Annotated in this window: 21 protein-coding genes and 1 other annotated feature; of the genes, 1 reads left to right on the top strand and 20 read right to left on the bottom strand. The window is 56.1% G+C overall.

The features are described from left to right. Position 1 precedes the first annotated feature (1 nt). The 6 genes from tgt to BMX91_RS06780 form a co-directional block, all read right to left on the bottom strand. Positions 2-1,144, bottom strand: coding sequence for a tRNA guanosine(34) transglycosylase Tgt (tgt, locus tag BMX91_RS06755; RefSeq protein WP_092051344.1), 1,143 nt, complete (start codon positions 1,142-1,144; stop codon positions 2-4). After that, complete coding sequence (gene queA / locus BMX91_RS06760; RefSeq protein WP_092051346.1) at positions 1,141-2,193, bottom strand: tRNA preQ1(34) S-adenosylmethionine ribosyltransferase-isomerase QueA; 1,053 nt, start codon at positions 2,191-2,193, stop codon at positions 1,141-1,143. Before queA ends, tgt begins: the two co-directional genes overlap by 4 nt. Next, entirely contained in the window at positions 2,190-3,209 is a 1,020-nt protein-coding gene (ruvB, locus tag BMX91_RS06765) for a Holliday junction branch migration DNA helicase RuvB (protein WP_092051348.1), read from the bottom strand. The genes queA and ruvB overlap by 4 nt, the downstream gene beginning before the upstream one ends. A gap of 44 nt (positions 3,210-3,253) precedes the next feature. Continuing rightward, positions 3,254-3,859, bottom strand: a complete 606-nt coding sequence (gene ruvA, locus BMX91_RS06770; RefSeq protein WP_092051350.1) for a Holliday junction branch migration protein RuvA — start codon at positions 3,857-3,859, stop codon at positions 3,254-3,256. Positions 3,860-4,026: 167 nt separating this feature from the next. After that, on the bottom strand, positions 4,027-4,899 hold the full coding sequence (locus tag BMX91_RS06775) for an aminoglycoside phosphotransferase family protein (RefSeq protein WP_092051352.1): 873 nt from the start codon (positions 4,897-4,899) through the stop codon (positions 4,027-4,029). Between the two features lie 6 nt (positions 4,900-4,905). Then, a complete protein-coding gene (locus tag BMX91_RS06780) occupies positions 4,906-6,051 on the bottom strand; it encodes a LysM peptidoglycan-binding domain-containing protein (protein ID WP_092051355.1) in 1,146 nt (381 codons plus the stop codon). 139 nt (positions 6,052-6,190) lie between these two features. Here BMX91_RS06780 and BMX91_RS06785 point away from each other — a divergent pair, with 139 nt between their 5' ends. Further along, positions 6,191-6,730, top strand: coding sequence for a transcription repressor NadR (locus BMX91_RS06785; RefSeq protein ID WP_092051357.1), 540 nt, complete (start codon positions 6,191-6,193; stop codon positions 6,728-6,730). A gap of 121 nt (positions 6,731-6,851) precedes the next feature. Here the strand turns inward: BMX91_RS06785 and pheA are convergent, their stop codons facing one another. The 14 genes from pheA to mreC all read right to left on the bottom strand — a co-directional run bounded on the left by pheA (position 6,852) and on the right by mreC (position 16,919). Then, positions 6,852-7,724, bottom strand: a complete 873-nt coding sequence (pheA, locus tag BMX91_RS06790; protein ID WP_092052158.1) for a prephenate dehydratase — start codon at positions 7,722-7,724, stop codon at positions 6,852-6,854. A 22-nt stretch (positions 7,725-7,746) separates the two neighbouring features. Next, positions 7,747-8,202: an ACT domain-containing protein gene (locus tag BMX91_RS06795; RefSeq protein ID WP_092052161.1), complete on the bottom strand. Its 456-nt coding sequence runs from the start codon at positions 8,200-8,202 to the stop codon at positions 7,747-7,749. A gap of 61 nt (positions 8,203-8,263) precedes the next feature. Then, complete coding sequence (obgE, locus tag BMX91_RS06800) at positions 8,264-9,556, bottom strand: GTPase ObgE (RefSeq protein ID WP_092051359.1); 1,293 nt, start codon at positions 9,554-9,556, stop codon at positions 8,264-8,266. Continuing rightward, positions 9,556-10,089, bottom strand: coding sequence for a Spo0B domain-containing protein (locus BMX91_RS06805; RefSeq protein WP_092051362.1), 534 nt, complete (start codon positions 10,087-10,089; stop codon positions 9,556-9,558). The genes obgE and BMX91_RS06805 overlap by 1 nt, the downstream gene beginning before the upstream one ends. 169 nt (positions 10,090-10,258) lie before the next feature. After that, the gene (rpmA, locus tag BMX91_RS06810; protein ID WP_092051364.1) at positions 10,259-10,543 is read right to left on the bottom strand and encodes a 50S ribosomal protein L27; all 285 of its coding nucleotides are present in this window, start codon (positions 10,541-10,543) and stop codon (positions 10,259-10,261) included. 12 nt (positions 10,544-10,555) lie between these two features. Beyond that, the gene (locus BMX91_RS06815) at positions 10,556-10,879 is read right to left on the bottom strand and encodes a ribosomal-processing cysteine protease Prp (RefSeq protein ID WP_092051366.1); all 324 of its coding nucleotides are present in this window, start codon (positions 10,877-10,879) and stop codon (positions 10,556-10,558) included. A 3-nt stretch (positions 10,880-10,882) separates the two neighbouring features. Beyond that, positions 10,883-11,191 carry a 50S ribosomal protein L21 gene (gene rplU, locus BMX91_RS06820; RefSeq protein WP_008299799.1) on the bottom strand — a complete coding sequence of 103 codons (309 nt, stop codon included), beginning with the start codon at positions 11,189-11,191 and terminating at the stop codon, positions 10,883-10,885. A gap of 12 nt (positions 11,192-11,203) precedes the next feature. After that, positions 11,204-11,276: a sequence feature (ribosomal protein L21 leader region), on the bottom strand. A gap of 31 nt (positions 11,277-11,307) precedes the next feature. Next, positions 11,308-11,931 carry a site-2 protease family protein gene (locus BMX91_RS06825; RefSeq protein WP_092051368.1) on the bottom strand — a complete coding sequence of 208 codons (624 nt, stop codon included), beginning with the start codon at positions 11,929-11,931 and terminating at the stop codon, positions 11,308-11,310. A 19-nt stretch (positions 11,932-11,950) separates the two neighbouring features. After that, positions 11,951-12,511 (bottom strand): peptidoglycan DD-metalloendopeptidase family protein, encoded by a 561-nt coding sequence (locus BMX91_RS06830; protein ID WP_177168306.1) that lies wholly within the window; start codon positions 12,509-12,511, stop codon positions 11,951-11,953. Positions 12,512-12,877: 366 nt separating this feature from the next. Next, positions 12,878-13,867, bottom strand: coding sequence for a nuclease-related domain-containing protein (locus tag BMX91_RS06835; protein ID WP_092051372.1), 990 nt, complete (start codon positions 13,865-13,867; stop codon positions 12,878-12,880). 112 nt (positions 13,868-13,979) lie between these two features. Next, entirely contained in the window at positions 13,980-14,780 is an 801-nt protein-coding gene (gene minD / locus BMX91_RS06840) for a septum site-determining protein MinD (RefSeq protein WP_092051374.1), read from the bottom strand. Position 14,781: 1 nt separating this feature from the next. After that, positions 14,782-15,453 carry a septum site-determining protein MinC gene (gene minC / locus BMX91_RS06845; protein ID WP_092052164.1) on the bottom strand — a complete coding sequence of 224 codons (672 nt, stop codon included), beginning with the start codon at positions 15,451-15,453 and terminating at the stop codon, positions 14,782-14,784. A 27-nt stretch (positions 15,454-15,480) separates the two neighbouring features. After that, positions 15,481-16,005 (bottom strand): rod shape-determining protein MreD, encoded by a 525-nt coding sequence (mreD, locus tag BMX91_RS06850; RefSeq protein WP_092051376.1) that lies wholly within the window; start codon positions 16,003-16,005, stop codon positions 15,481-15,483. Continuing rightward, complete coding sequence (gene mreC, locus BMX91_RS06855) at positions 16,002-16,919, bottom strand: rod shape-determining protein MreC (RefSeq protein WP_092051378.1); 918 nt, start codon at positions 16,917-16,919, stop codon at positions 16,002-16,004. The genes mreD and mreC overlap by 4 nt, the downstream gene beginning before the upstream one ends. Between the last annotated feature and the right edge of the window lies 1 nt (position 16,920).

A 16,920-nucleotide genomic window follows, 5' to 3' on the forward strand; every position in this document is an offset into this window, starting at 1 on the left:
TTCAGAAGTTTTTTGCATTCGGTTTGTTGTAGCCGTACTGCTCAAAGAATTCTTCCCGGAAATCGCCGAGGCGGTCTTCGCGGATCGCCTGGCGGACCTGTTCCATGAGGTTCATGAGGAAGTACAGGTTGTGATACGAAGTCAGGCGGATTCCGAACGACTCTTCCGCCTTGATGAGATGGCGGATATAGGCGCGGCTGTAGTTCCGGCAAACATGGCAGTCACAGTTCTCATCCAGCGGCCGGAAATCGCGCGCGAACTTCGCGTTCTTGACAACAAGCCGCCCTTCGCTCGTCATGAGTGTGCCGTTGCGCGCAATCCTCGTCGGCAGCACACAGTCGAACATGTCGATGCCGCGGATCGAGCCGTCGATGAGCGCATCCGGAGATCCGACCCCCATCAGATAGCGGGGCTTTTCTTCCGGAAGAAGCGGTGTCGTGAAGTCGAGCACCCGGTTCATCACATCTTTCGGCTCGCCGACGGAAAGGCCGCCGACTGCATAACCCGGAAAGTCGAGGGAAACGAGGTCCTGCGCGCTCTGACGGCGCAGGTCTTCATACTCGCCGCCCTGCACGATGCCGAACAGTCCCTGGTCTTCCGGTCGCATGTGAGCCTCCAGGCAACGTTCCGCCCAGCGGGATGTCCGCTCGACACTCGCCTTCATGTACTCATGGGATGCCGGGTACGGCGGGCACTCATCGAATGCCATCATGATGTCCGACCCGAGCGCATTCTGGATCTCCATCGCCTTTTCCGGGCTCAGGAAGAGCTTGCTGCCGTCCAGGTGATGACGGAAATGAACGCCCTCTTCCTCGATTTTCCGCATGTCGCTAAGCGAGAACACCTGGAAGCCGCCGGAGTCGGTCAAAATTGCCCGGTCCCAGTTCATGAATTTGTGTAGTCCGCCCGCTTCCCTGATGATTTCATGACCGGGCCGGAGCCAAAGATGGTACGTGTTGCTCAGGATGATGCCGGCTTTCATTTCTTTCAGTTCCTCGGGGGACATGGTTTTGACGGTCGCCTGTGTACCCACCGGCATGAATGCCGGGGTCTCGAACGACCCGTGCGGAGTATGGACAATGCCGAGCCGGGCACCTGTCTGCTTGTCTTTTTTAATCAGTTCATAGGTGATCGCTGGAGTCATTCGTTTCTCCCTTTCTTTGGAGGCATCAGGAACATCGCATCACCGAAGCTGAAGAACCGGTAACGCCCGTCCACCGCATGCCTGTATGCATTGAGTATGATCTCCCGTGACGAGAAGGCGGAAACGAGCATGATCAGGGTCGACTTCGGCAAATGGAAGTTGGTGATGAGCCCGTCGATCGCCTTGTATTCGTATCCCGGATAGATGAAGATGGACGTCCACCCGCCCGCAGCGACAATCTCTCCGCCGTTCTCGGAGGCGATCGTTTCCAGTGTCCGGGTCGAAGTTGTGCCGACCGCTATAACACGGCCTCCGGTTTCCTTTGTCTTCCGGATTGCAGCCGCAGACTCTTCGGAAACGCTGTAGTACTCCGAATGCATCTCATGGCTCTCGATCGTGTCGACGCTCACCGGCCGGAACGTGCCGAGACCGACATGAAGCGTGATGAACACGATCTTGACCCCTTTCTCCCGGATCCGGTCCAGCAGTTCTTCCGTAAAATGAAGTCCTGCGGTCGGTGCTGCCGCAGAACCGCGCTCTTTCGCGAACACGGTCTGGTAACGATCACGGTCATCCAGTTTTTCGTGGATATACGGGGGTAGAGGCATTTCGCCGAGCCGGTCGAGCACTTCATAGAAAATGCCCTCATAGCTGAACTTGAACGTCCGCCCGCCGTGGTCTCCCACTCCGGTGCATTCTGCTTTCAGCAGGCCGTCACCGAATGTCACTACCGTTCCCGGCTTTACGCGCTTAGCCGGCTTCACGAGCGTTTCCCACTCGTCTCCGCCCTTGTCTGTCAGGAGGAGCACTTCAATCGTCGCGCCCGTCTCTTCTTTTGTACCCATAAGACGCGCCGGGAGAACCTTAGTGTCGTTCAGGACGAGGCAGTCCCCCAGTTCAAAATACTCCAGGATATCGGAGAAATTCCGGTCGTCCATGCTTCCGGTCTCCCGGTCCACGACGAGCAGCCGGGATGCCGTCCGGTCTTTTAGCGGAGTCTGTGCAATCAGTTCCTCCGGCAGATGAAAATCAAAGTCTTCTACATTCATGATGGGTTCCTTCTTCCGTCGTCAGGCAATTCGATGCCGAAATGTTCATAGGCCCGGGGTGTAGCGATACGCCCGCGGGGTGTACGCTGCAGGAATCCGGCCTGCAGCAAATAAGGTTCATACACGTCTTCGATCGTAGCTGATTCCTCGCCGATGCTTGCGGCGATTGTGTCGAGGCCGACAGGCCCGCCCCTGAACCGCTCGATCATTGAAAGTAATAGCTTGTGGTCGATGCTGTCAAGACCATGCGAATCGACCTGGAGCAGCTCGAGAGCTTCCTTTGCAGTCGGAAGCGTAATCTCACCATTGCCGCGCACCTGCGCAAAGTCCCTTACGCGCCGGAGCAGGCGGTTGGCGATCCTCGGCGTCCCGCGGGATCGCATCGCCATCTCTTCGGCCGCGTCGCGCGAGATCGGCGCCCCGAAAATATCGGCGCTCCGAACGACAATCTCCGCAAGGGCTTCCCGGTCATAGTAATCAAGCCGGAGCGGCACACCGAACCGGTCGCGGAGAGGGGCGGACAGGGAGCCGGCCCTCGTCGTCGCGCCGATCAGTGTGAACGGCGGCAGATCAAACCGGATCGACCTTGCTTCCGGCCCTTTTCCGACAACAATGTCAAGGCAAAAATCCTCCATCGCCGGATACAGAACTTCCTCAACCGCGCGGCTCAGCCGGTGGATTTCATCGATGAACAGCACATCCCCCGGCTCAAGCGAACTCACGATGGCCGCAAGGTCGCCCGGACGCTCGATTGCTGGACCGCTCGTCGTCCGGAAATTAACACCCATTTCATTCGCGATGACCGATGCGAGCGTCGTCTTGCCGAGCCCGGGAGGACCGTACAAAAGCACATGGTCCAGGCTTTCCTCCCGCTGCTTGGCAGCCTCGATGAAGATGCCGAGATTGTGCTTGACCCGTTCCTGCCCGATGTACTGGACGAGCCGCTGGGGGCGGAGCGACTGTTCAAAACCATCGTCGAACACCGAAGCTTCCCCCGAGATCACCCGTTCTCCCATCAGTCCCCCTCCTTTCCGTCAGCTTGTTCAAACCTGCTCATTTCTTATCCCTGCTTTAAAAGAAGCGACAGTGCCCGCTTCATATAGGCTTCCGTATTTTCCAACGACTCATTTTCAAGCTTCAGCCGGACCTTGCCGAGCTCCTTTTCCGAGTAACCGAGCGCGGTTAGCGCAAGCATCGCTTCTTCGAGATCGTGATTCGAGCCGAGGCCCGTTTCAGGCTCTGTTTCAGTCAGGAAGACTACTTCATCCGTCACGCCGTCCAGCTTCCCTTTCAGATCCAGGATAATCTGGCGGGCGGTCTTTTTGCCGACACCGGGGAATTTGACGAGGAACTTCTCATCTTCCGCTTCGATTGCAGCAACAACCTGTGCGGTCATGCCGCCGGCCAGGATGGCTAGTGCCCCTTTCGGCCCTATGCCGGAGACCGTTATCAGCTTTCGGAACAGTTCCCGCTGTTCGGGAGCCTGGAAACCGATCAGCTGCATCACGTCTTCTCTGACGTGCAGATGCGTAAAGACCTGCATCTCCTCGTCCGCATGGAAGGCATAGGGATTGGGCGTGATCACCTGGTAGCCAATGCCGCCCTGCTCAACCGTGATATACTCGGGCGTCACCCTTGTGATGCGCCCTTTTATGTAATCATACAAGCCGTGTTCCCCCTCTTTCACAATGAGTAGATTATAGCATACATGTTCGCATCCCCGCATCAGGGGGGCAAAGGACACAACGCACCACCTCTGTCGGTTAACATAATATTTTATCTAAAAAAAATGTGTGTCTTCCCTATAAGGAAAAAACACACATTCATGAGCATTCATTGATTCGACCGCTTTGCCACCTGATAACAGAGCGGTATCCAGGCGGAAAGGGCTTTGTCGGTAAAGCGGTCCAGCCGAACTTTCAGTAGCTTCTGCTTTTCTTCATCGAGAGACAGCAGATACAGCCATTCCCTCAGCAGCTCGTTCGGATAAAGAAGCAGACTGAACGACGACGCCGACAGTGAGGCGAGTTCCGGCTGCTCGCCGCACAAGTAATCCAGGTTAAAGTCGACATGCGGCAGCACACGATGAATCCAGAGTGCAGTCTCCGTGCCGGCCGGACCCGTGCATGCAAGGTCAAAATCAATCATGACATAGTTGCCGTCGGTTGCCCTCAGAAAATTATGGTGGACAACGTCTCCGTGCAACAATGTACAATTCTCTTCCGGATCATAGGTTTTACGAATGGTCCGGAGAGCCTCTTCGGCATGATAGACGATTGATTCGTACTGATGATTTCCGATCAGAGGGACAAGCTGCTTTTTCTGTTTCCGGAATTTCGCCAGACGGTCTTCCCACTTTGCGACCAGCGGGTACGGGTACAGCACTCCGGTCCCTTCCCAATTCACCTGGCCGGACGTAGCGTGAAGCGTTCGGAGAACGGAAAGTGTCCGTTCCCGCCCCGCCCTGCTTGAATAATCGGCGGACTTGGCACGGTCCAGCCAGGGTTGGATGACTGCGCGCTCATCCGCTGAACCGATGATCGGCAGGACATAGGGGAACCCGATTTTCTGCAATTCATCGTGGATCCGCCTTACTTTCCTGGCCTGCTGGGCAGAATCATATTTCTTCAAAGAATAACGCTTGCCGCCGACTTCCCATTTCCAGACGTTCTGTTTGATCTGTCGGATGTTTCCACCGGCAGCCATGGCTGGTCAGTAGCCGCCGTATCCGAACGGCGAACCGCATACATTACAGCAATTTCCGTGATGGTGGCCCGGGAACGGCTGCCAGGAAGGCTGCGGCCAGTAAGGCCATGCGGCAGCCTGGACGGCGTACGGTACAGTTGGTCCCTGACCACCACCACCGCATCCGCAGGTCGACTCTGCCTGGTACATATGCTCCGGCATCTGATGCATCTGCGGCATGTGAGGCATTTGTGGAATCTGAAGGTCATCCATCATCGGGGATTCGTGCTCGTGACGGTCACCCATGTATACATCCAGCGATGACGAAACGGACGATGATTCACCCATCTTCCAGCCTCTGTCCGGTGATTCATGCTCTGCCGGCATGGCGTATTCCGGCATTCCTTCCGCGATCGGTAATGTATAGCCGGGTGCTGAAGGCATCTGAGGCATCGCCGGATACGGCTGGGCCTGAGGATATGATTCCATCGGCATTTGAGGATACGGCTGCATCATTTGCGGATAATGATGGGTCGGCATATGGCCATGACCGCACATTGGGCAGCACATATCAAACACCGGCATGCAACAGAACGGCATCGGCATCATCATCGGCATGGCCGCCTCCTTCTCGGGTGGACATGGTTCCTGCATCGGCGGTGCAGGCATTTCCATTTCCGGCATGACCGGAGGCGGAGCCATCGGAGATTCCTCGATCGGCATTGGAGGCGGTGTTGGCAATGGCTGCGGCATTGGCGGAGCCGGTTTTGGCGGCGCAGGCTTTGGTGCAGGTTTCGGTGCAGGTTTCGGTGCAGGCTTCGGCGCCGGTTTTGGCGCAGGCTTCGGCGGAGCCGGCTTTGGAGGGGCCGGTTTTGGCGGTGCCGGTTTCTCCATCGGAGGCGGCGGTGGCGGAACCGGTGTGAGTTCCGGTGATTCCATCTCCGGCTTTTCCCTCACCGGTTTTTTCGGGCGGCCGTCCTTGTACGGATGTTCCGCCGGCGGCTGGCCCTTGCCTTTCTTCGCTTGATCCGGCAGGAAGATCTTCATCCCCGGCACGATGTAGTCCGGGTTTGCCAGATGGGCATTGAGCCGTTTTACTTCTTCGAAGGGAACCCCGTACTGCCTGGAGATTTTCCAGAGGGTTTCCCCTTTCTGCACTATGTGCACGTGCATTGCTTCTCCCCCTTCCATCGGTATAGCGTATGAACCCGCACTGGGCGATGACACTGAAACTTTGACAGACCCCGAGGACGTCTTCACAATAAGCTATGAGAAAACGAACAGCACTTATGACGGGAAGGAGTCGAAGCCCATGGAAAAGTTGAAAGGGGACGAGCGGAGGGAACAGATCCTCAGAAACCTGAAAGAAAGCGGCAGTCCCACCAAGGGAGCGGAACTCGCAAAAATGTTCGGGGTGAGCCGCCAGGTCATCGTGGGAGATATCAACTTGCTGAAAGCCCATGGAGAATCCATCATGGCGACGAGTTCGGGATACGTGCATCTTGGCGGTGAAGCGCCTGAACGGCAGGACGGACTGTCCCGTAAAATCGCCTGCACCCATGCGCCGGACCGGACGGAAGAGGAACTGAATCTGATTGTCGATGCGGGCGCTTCAGTCCGCGACGTCACGGTGGAACATCCGGTATACGGGGAGCTCAACGCGGCCATCATGGTCAATAACCGGCATGACGTAAGGGAATTCCTCGCGCGGTTAAATGAAACGGGGTCACCGCTCCTGCTTGAATTGACCGGAGGCCCCCACCTCCACACCATCACCGCAGACAGCGAGGAAATTCTTAACCGCGCGGAAGAGGCATTGAGGGAGCATGGGATCTTGACCGACGAAGCATGATAGGGATTGCGGAAAATCACCGTGTTTTTGAACAGCGGTTTCGGACTATGGATGTCGCTTCGTGATATCCTGCGGAGTTTCGTAATCATCCTCAGACACATCAAAAAAACCGGCATCGCGCTTAATTTTCGCGCGGTGCCGGTTTGATTTCATAGGATTTATAGGTGCCAAGCGGCTTGACGACACAGCCGAGAGCGGCCAATTCCTCCAGCGCGCCCTTCATCATCGGATCATCGCCGCCTGCATCCACATCGACGATGAAAAAGTAGTCTCCGAGACCCGTCTTCATCGGACGGGATTCGATCTTGGTCAGGTTCAGCCGCCTCCAGGCAAATACCGACAGCACCTGGTGAAGCGCGCCGGAGCGGTTGTCCTTCGGCAAGTTGATCATCAGCGTGGATTTAATCTTATCCCCGCCCGGCTTGCCGATCTCCCCTTCCCGCTTCGACAAAACGACAAAACGGGTCCGGTTAAAGTGGAAGTCGTTGATGCTGTCCTGGACGATCTTCAGGCCGTACTTTTCCGCCGCGAACCGGTTTCCGATGGCGGCAATCGGCAGTTCCGGGTTTTCTGCGGCATATCGTGCCGCCCCGGATGTAGAGGTCGCCTGGATGAGCGGAACACCGCGGAACCGGTAATGCAGGAATTTATGGCACTGGGCCAGAGCCTGCGGGTGGGAATGGATCGACTCCACCTCTTCCCAACTTTCTGCGCGGTCCGGGTGGACCATCAGATGCTGGTCGATCGGCTGCAGGATTTCAGCCGCGATGAAAAGCTCCACTTCATGATACAGGTAGTCGACCGTCAGGGAGACGGCACCTTCCAGTGCGTTTTCAATCGGAACCACCGCATAGTCCGCCCGGTCTTCCGATACCGCTTCTATCGCTTCCGGAATAGTCGTGTACGGCAGGAGCCAGTCCCCATGGAACAGGCCGTCCGCCGCCAGATGGGTGAACGACGCCTCCGGTCCGAGATAGGCTACCCGTGTCACCATTTCTTCCAATATGTTCTCCCCCTCAATAAGCGCCCGAGCTGACCACATCTGCCGATTCAATGAACGGCAGCCGCTTCAGCGCCTGCAAAAACGTGTTCAGTTCCATCGTCATCGACGTTACATCCAGTGACAGCGTCACGTTGGCACGGCCCTGGATCGGTATCGTCTGATGGATCGTCAGCACATTGCATTGAGCTTCCGCAACGGTGCGAAGCAGTTCCGCAAGTGCACCTTCGCGGTCTTCCAGCTGCATGAAGATGGTCAGGATCCGCTCCTGTACAACGGAGTGGAACGGGAAGACGGTATCACGGTACTTATAGAACGCACTCCGCGACAGTCCGACCCGCTTCACCGCGTCCCAGATCGTGGATTCCTCGCCGTTCTGCAGCAGGCGCTTCGCTTCGAGCGTTTTCTGCATCGATTCCGTCAGGACGTCCTCCCTGACGAGATAATAGTTTTCATCCGAAACATCTTTCATTGTTTCAGCCCTCTTTTCTCTGCCTGCCGGCATGCCGGCAGGCCCCCTTGACGGGCAGGTCTCATTCTACGAATTCGAATTCGTAATCCATGATGCGTACGGTATCCCCATTTTCCACACCGCGCTCGCGCAGCGCATCATCGATGCCCATGCCGCGGAGCTGGCGTCCGAACCTGCGGACCGATTCCTCATGAGAGAAGTTGGTCATCTTGAACAGGCGCTCGATCGCCGGGCCACCTACCGTATAAGCACCGTCATCATCACGGCCGATGATGAACTCGTCTTTCTTCTCCGCCTCGAACTTGTATAGGACGTGGCGTGATTCTTCCACTTCCTCAGGATCGTAAAGCGGGAATTCCGGAGTTTGATCAAGCAGATCCGCGACGGCATAAAGGAGGTCAGACAATCCCTGGCGGGTGATTGCCGAAATCGGATACACTTTCACATCCGACGGAATCTGCTCCTTGAATTCCGCCAGATTCATTTCCGCCTCGGGCATGTCCATCTTGTTGGCCACGACGATCTGCGGACGCTCCATCAGGCGTAGATTGTACTGTTCCAGCTCTTCATTGATCGTTACATAATCCTCATACGGATCGCGGCCTTCCATGCCGGACATGTCGATGACATGGACGATGACGCGCGTCCGTTCGATATGGCGCAGGAACTGATGGCCGAGCCCGACACCTTCATGGGCGCCCTCGATCAGTCCGGGAAGGTCCGCCATGACGAAACTGCGCCCTTCACCGACATCCACGACACCGAGATTCGGGACGATCGTCGTGAAATGATAATCGCCGATCTTCGGCTTGGCCGCCGAAACGATTGAAAGAAGCGTCGACTTGCCGACACTCGGGAAACCTACCAGACCGACATCTGCCAGCACTTTGAGCTCGAGGACAACTTCAAGTTCATAGCCAGGCTCGCCCTTTTCCGAAATTTCCGGTGCCGGGTTCGCCGGTGTGGCAAACCGGATATTCCCCCGTCCGCCACGTCCGCCTTTGGCGATGACCGCCCGCTGGCCATGGTCGGTGAGGTCCGCGATGATTGTGCCTGTAACCGCATCCGTGACCGTTGTGCCCGGCGGGACCTTGACGATCATATCCTTCGCGTTTTTGCCGTGCATGCTCTTGCTCATCCCGTGCTCGCCGCGCTGGGCCTTAAAGTGTTTCTGATAACGGAAATCCATCAGCGTGCGCAGGCCTTCGTCCACCTCAAAGATGACGTCAGCCCCTTTGCCGCCGTCGCCACCCGCGGGACCGCCGTCCGGCACATATTTTTCCCGGCGGAACGCGACCATTCCATTGCCGCCGTCCCCGCCTTTTACATAAACCTTTACGTGATCGACAAACATCACCGATCCACCTTCCTTCCAACTACAGTCATAATTAGCTTTCCATCTTCCTCTGAATGATGGAATGTAAACCTTGCCTCCGGCGCCGCTTCCGGCAACCCTTCCTCCAGGTCATGCGGGCCGGCCAGTGTGAACGTGGCCGACCACCCGGCGGAATCCGCCTGAACCCGGATGTGGGCTTCGTACTCCGCATAAGGGCTGAGCCCATCCTGCAATATGGCGAACAGCTCCTCCAGGAACGCTTCCGTTTCCTGGTCGGCTTCGATGTCGCCCGGGCCTTCTGCGGAAACCTCCAGCGACACTTGGTACTCCGGGAAGCGCCAGGCGAACGTCTGCAGCCACACCGAAGTGCGCGGCATGCCGAGCGAGCCGAGTGCGGATTCATGCCGCGCACGACCGACCGCATCTTCGATCGCCTGCCGCACGCCATCCTCCATGCCAAGATCCAACTGCATGCGGATCAGGTGAAGAGTATTCATATGATCGTGCCTCGAGTATTTCAGCAGTTCCTGTGCAGACAGCCGTTCTTCCATCCCGGTCACTTCCCGTCATTTAAAAATCGTGTTCACCCCGTACGTACAGTATACCACTACAGGACAGGCCTGTTTCAATGCAGGCGGTTAAAAAATCCGTTCCCTTCCTGCACAAAAGAAAAAAAAGCGGGCCGCATGATAATCATGCAGCCCGCCGCCATCCATGAGCTTATTGAGCAGCCGGATAGACGCTAACTTTTTTCTTGTCGCGGCCGAGACGCTCGAAGCGTACGACGCCGTCAACCTTTGCGAACAGCGTATCATCGCCGCCGCGGCCAACGTTTTCACCAGGGTGGATTTTCGTCCCGCGCTGGCGGTACAGAATGGAGCCGCCGGTTACGAATTGGCCGTCCGCGCGCTTCGCACCAAGGCGTTTCGCTTCGGAGTCACGGCCGTTCTTCGTGGAACCTACCCCTTTCTTCGACGCGAAGAATTGGAGATCCAAACGTAGCATATAGTCCACCTCCTATCGGTTGATAGTCACTTTGATATGTTCACCATAGTCCCGCTCAATGGTCTGCAATGAAACGATCATGGACTTCAGGATCAGCTGGACGGACTCGTCTTCGGGATCTGGGACCCTGACGGACAAATATCCGCCGTCGTCGCCAAGCTCCACTTCAGGTTCCGTTTCCGTCAGTGCGTACACTGAGTTCACGGCACCGAACGATACGGCCGAAGCCGCAGCGCAGACAAGATCCTTCCCGTGCTCCGCAAAGTCCGCATGGCCGGTCATCTCGAATGAGATGATGCGGCCATCTGATGTTTCATCCACAATTACCCGGATCACGGCTTACAGGTTGATGCCGTCGATGACGACTTTCGTGTAAGGCTGACGGTGACCCTGCTTCTTGCGGTAGTTTTTACGGCGCTTGTATTTGAAGACAACGATTTTCTTGCCGCGGCCGTGCTTGGCGATTTTACCTGTAACGGTAGCGCCTTCCACGAATGGAGCTCCGACTTTTACGTCATCTCCGCCGACGAACAGTACTTTATCGAATGTGATCGTCTCGTCGACGTCACCTGCGAGCTTTTCGATGTAGATCTCCTGGCCCGCTTCAACTTTAACCTGCTTGCCGCCTGTTTCAATGATTGCGTACATGCTTGCACCTCCTCTTAGACTAAGACTCGCCCTCCAAGGTGACCAATTGGTGCTTAAGACCTTGTCGGCGCGGTTGTAGTAGCACGGGTGCGCTACAAACCAACATGAAAATACTATCACAGACGGGACTGCCGGTCAACTGCCGGCTTCGGGAAAGTTCCGGAATAGACTCTCTCAAGAATCCGTTCATATTTTCTGTAACGCCAGTGAAGAATATTTTGGAGCAGGAGGAACAGGGCCAGAAACAGATAAGGCGCGGACTGCGGCAGGTAAAGCGCCAAAAAAATGGCTGTTGCAGCCGAGACCGCTATGGAAATAAGGATGAATGCGATTTTTTGTTCCGGAAAGAAAACAAGCGCCGCCCGGCCGCCATCCAGCGGCAAAAGCGGCATCAGATTCATTCCGAGAAGGGCCAGCTGGGTGGAGATCAGCAGGTCACGCCCCGGCATCTGGATCGACAGTGCGATGATCAGAAGCAGTAAAGTGGCCGCCGGACCGCCGGCGATGATCAGGAGCCTGTCCTTTTCCGGAAGACGGGAAAAACGGGGAATCACGATTTCCCCGCCATACGGCATGATGACGCATTGCCTCACGGGAGCGCCCGTCCATTTTGCGGCCAGCAGGTGCCCGGCCTCATGAAAAAGGAGCGAGCCGAGGACGATGGCATAGAATGAGACATTTCCCCCTGCGATGATGGCGAGCAGGAACGGGATCATGACCGGATGCATCCGGTACTTCATTTTCCCCGGGCTCCGGCCGTCATTCCCCCGCCCCCCTCAGTGCAGCCAGCCAGTTTTTCACGCCTTCCGCATCCATCATCCCGCCGTCACGCTCCACGCCGAGGAACATCGCCCCCGTCTCCAGCTCGGCGATCGGCTCGCCCTCTCCGACCGTCGTATACGGCAGGGTAAGGAATTTTCCGATGAACCCATACGTCACCGTGTCCCCGTCGTCATACTGAACCGTCACCGTCTTCCCCGTCTGGCGCGTATGCCCCGTATAGATAACCAGCCCGTCCCCCTTCGCCGTCACCGGTATGGTCGCATTATACGACAGCACCACGCCTTCACGGAACGGCTGCAGTGACGAAAACTCCGCCATCGCCGGCGTCGTCCCGTCCGCGATGACCGGAACCGCAGTCTCCGGACGCCCCTGATCCACAAACGACATTACCCATTTTTTTAGGACGGTCAGCTCCTCGCCCGACCGTACCAGGTGCGTGATCTGTGTCTTCATCACCTGATGCTCCTCCAGCTTCGCCACCCCGAACAGCACGACAGTCACGAGCAGCGCCGCCACCCACTTCTCCCTCCACCTCATCAGCACCACACCCCTGCAAAATGTTTTCTCTATCATATGTAGGAGGGGGCCGAGTGATGATAAATTGTTGAGAGATTTGGAGAGTGGCGAGGAGGTGGGGGTATGGGGCGGGTTCTTGTGGCAAATCAGAATGCCATATTGCAAATGGCCTGCCCTTGTGGCAAATTCTGAAGCCATGTGGCAAATCGCTGGCCCATATGGCAAATCTGGAGGCCATATTGCAAATGGCTCGCCCATATGGCAAATCCGTAGGCCATATTGCAAATGGCCTGCCCTTGTGGCAAATTCCGAAGCCATGTGGCAAATCGCAGGCCCATATGGCAAATCCGGAGGCCATGTGGCAAACGGCCTGCCAATATGGCAACTTTACTTTCGGTAGAGCAGATGATTGATAAATGGTTCCAGTAGTGAGAGATCCGGTTTGATTTGGTATCGTTTATTTCTCTTATTTTTATTTGCAGTAGGAAATCTCTCTCGTAATAGGCGGTTTGCGAGGTAGAGGTTCGGAACTTGGATAAAATCCCTCATTTTCTTACTGGTGATTTCCTCTCCATACATCAATCGATATTCCTCCAGTGTTGCATGGTGGGCATCGGTTGATGTTGTTTTGCAATCCGTGCAACTCCACTTCCCATGCCCTCGCTCCATGCCAATTTTGAAGCAGCCGGGACATCTCACGCCAAGTTCAATATCAATATCTGTAAGATTATACCATTTAAAATACTGATCTTGCTTTTCCCGCGACAGAAGTTTGATCGTATCATCAACGTAATGCAGGTCCGATCTTCTTAAAATTGCTCGATTTTCCTTCTCCAATTTCTCAACATGCCCCGGCAGTCTGTCTACCGGGAAGATTGGCCGGCTTACGGGGCCCTGAACAATCAACCCATTATAGCTGGCGAGCACGATGGCTCCGTGTACCTTGACGGGTAAGTCGATGGAAGCGAGGAACCGCTCCGTTGCTATGACAGCACGGTTTAGCTGGTCTTCAGGGTTCCGCATGCCTTCCCGGACACCATTTTTCACACGGTAAAATTGTCCGGTTTCTTCGTCAAAGTGGAGTTCGCCTGTCATATTTTTAATTTCAAGGACGAGAATAAACGCCGGGTGCAACACAAGCGTGTCCACCTGCACGTGCTTTATGCCGGATGGAATCATGACATCCTTCAGCACCACCGGCTTCTCCTTCACCCTCGCCTCTTCAAGATAAAAATCCGCCTTTTTCTCCCCTGCAAATCCGGCAAGCCGCATTTCGAGGTCACTTTTGATCCCAGAGTAGGAACGGTGTCCCGGCTCCACCCTCGATTCCAGCACCGCCAGTGCGGCCAGCCGCTCCGGCACGCTCCGTTTCCCCATCACCCATCCTCCTTTCCAATATGAAAAACCCCCATCCGCACGCCTGAACAGGCATGTGATGGGGGTCACATTGTCGAATTACATTATTTGCTCCCGATTTCCCGGGAAACGATTATTTCGAGAAAAGAGACTTCAGTTTGCCGAAGAAGCCTTTTTTCTGTTCGTCCATGGACATGAGCGGGACCGATTCGCCGAGGATGCGGCGGGCAATGTTGCGGTAGCCCGTGGCAGCGCGGTTCGCCGGGTTCAGGACGACCGGTTCGCCTTTATTGGATGAAGAAATGACGTTTTCATCATCCATGACGATTCCGAGAAGATCGATCGACAGGTGCGTCGTGATCTCGTTGACGTCGAGCGCCTCGCCGGAGTCCATAAGGTGGCGCTTGATCCGGTTGATGATGAGCTTCGGCGGCTCGATGTTTTCTTCCTGCTCGAGAAGGCCGATGATCCGATCGGCGTCGCGCACAGCGGAGATTTCCGGTGTCGTGACGACGATTGCGCGGTCGGCACCGGCAACGGCGTTCTGGTAGCCCTGCTCGATTCCGGCCGGGCAGTCAATCAGGATATAGTCATATTCGCGCTTCAGCTCTGTGACAAGCTCTTTCATCTGCTCAGGCGACACGGCCAATTTATCCGCTGTCTGCGCAGCCGGAAGCAGGAACAATCTGTCTTCAAAGCGCTTGTCCTTCACGAGCGCCTGCCCGACACGGCAGCGCCCTTCCACCACATCGACGAGATCGTAGATGATCCGGTTTTCAAGGCCGAGCACGACGTCCAGGTTCCGGAGGCCGATGTCCGTGTCAATCAGGCAGACTTTCTTGCCTTGAAGGGCCAATGCAGTTCCCAGGTTGGCGGTCGTCGTAGTTTTGCCGACGCCCCCCTTCCCAGATGTTACAACGATGGCTTCTCCCACATTAGCTTCCTCCCTTGAATGTAGATAGGTTCGGCCTCAGGATGCGGAGCTCCTGAAGTCGGTCGATGGCGATGAAACCGTTCCGGTGGATGTAGGCACATTCCATTTCCGGGCGTTCGGACAGAACCGTCAGTTCGTCCGTCATCGTCTCCACTTTATCGGCGATCATCAGATGCGTCGCTTCCAGCCAGGAAGCTGCGATGACCGCGTCATGATTGCCTCCGGCACCGGCATGGGCGATGCCCTTGAGCCGGCCGAGGACAAAGATGTTCCCGTTCGCGATGGCCTTCCCATTCGGGTTGACGTCACCGATGATGACGAGGTCGCCCTCCGCCTTCAGGACCTGTCCGGAGCGCACAATCCCGACATACGTCTCAGACTGGCTTTCCCGGATGAGGCGGTTGCACTCCTCCACACGGATGACATCACTCTGCACTTTCGTTACTCGGAGATGGGGAGATTTCTGGACACAGTTGATGAGTTCCTTCACCTGCTCATCGGTACAGAACCGGTTGCCGAGGTGGAGCTGGATCTCCGTCGTCCCCTCAAGCGCCTCATCCCGGACTTTCTGCTCCAGTTCCGAAATCAGTTCGGAATAGGCGCATTGGTCGTCAAGGCGCAACACGAGGCCCGACTTCGTTCCTTTTATCATGACAAGCTGTTTTTTAGTCACTTGCGTCACCCCAATTCTCCTCCATGCTTACAACATTCTTTCCCTTTTCTGGATGCTCCGCCGGTTGGCAAGCGATTTGAACACCCAGCCCAGCAAAACAAGGAACACCGAGTTGGCGATCATCGTCGGCACGAGGCGGGTCGGAATGAATTCGTTGAACGGCATCCCGATAAATCCGATCAGTGTGAAGAATCCGTACAGCGCAGTTTCGAGCACAGCCACCAGAAGCAGCGTGATGACCGTGACGACGATGATGTGCTGGTGGATATGCTTCACTGCCCAGATTGCCAGCAGGCAGACGACCGGGTACAGGAAGGCGTATAGTCCAATAATATCAATGTGAAATAAATCGTACAAGAGTCCGAAAATGATTGCGTACACGAGGGCACGCTGCCGGCTGTAATAGACACCGACAAAAATCAGGAACATGATCAGAAAACGCGGAATGAGGAAGCGGAGCTCCCCGCCGATCTCAATCGGGGAAAACAGCCCGAACACCGGCTCCACATAGAACAAAACGACGGCGACGAGCGGAATGAGGAGCCGGATCATGAGCCGTTCCCTTCTTCCCCGCCATCCGCCGTATTATCCATTGCCTCTCCCGTGTTGCCGGCATCCGATCCGTCGACCGCAGTTGATGTCCGCTTGGCGACGATCACATGTTCCAGCAGCGAAAAATCGGCGGCCGGCTTGATGTGCGCCTGCTTTGTCAGACCAAAGTCATCCGTCGTCACTTCGGTGATTTCCCCGATCAAAAGCCCTTTCGGGAAAATGCCGCCGAGGCCGGATGAAATGACCTTCTGGCCTTCCTTGATCTCGAAGGCGGAGTCGATCCTCCGGAGGATCAGTTCCCTCCGCTCGGTGTCATACCCTTCGATCAGGCCGAACGCCTCCGTCTCACCCGTGACGAGCGCAGATACCCGGTAGTCCGGATCCTGTGTCGCGAGCAGCTGAACAGTTGATGTGAAAGGTGTCGTGAGAATGACTTTGCCGATCAGTCCGTGGGCCGTCATGACCGCCATATTTTTCTGGATGCCATGGGACTCGCCCCGATCGATGACGATCTTTTCTTCCCACTGATCCGGGTTCCTTGCGAGGACCGTTGCCTGGATCGGCTCGTAGTCCCTCAGGTCATCCTCTTTGCCGACAATATCCTTGAGCCGCTGGTTTTCATTGCGGACATCGCTGAGCTCCGCCTGGACGGCCGCGTATTCAACGAGCCGTGCCCGCAGGCGCTGATTCTCCTCATAGGTGTTCAGGAGTGAATCCACATCATCGACCAGGCCCGTTATGTAATGCGCCGGCTTCGAGAACAGTTGCTGTCCGAAGCCGACGACATCTTTTACGATCTGCTCGGGCACGTTCGCCTGGTCGCGGTCCCTGAGCGAGAAGAAGATCAGGGCGACCAGCACGATGACACCGACGAGGAGGAGGATCAGCCGTTTGTTTGAGAAAAACTGCGGCATG

This window comes from Bhargavaea ginsengi (assembly GCF_900109165.1).
GTDB lineage: Bacteria > Bacillota > Bacilli > Bacillales_A > Planococcaceae > Bhargavaea > Bhargavaea ginsengi.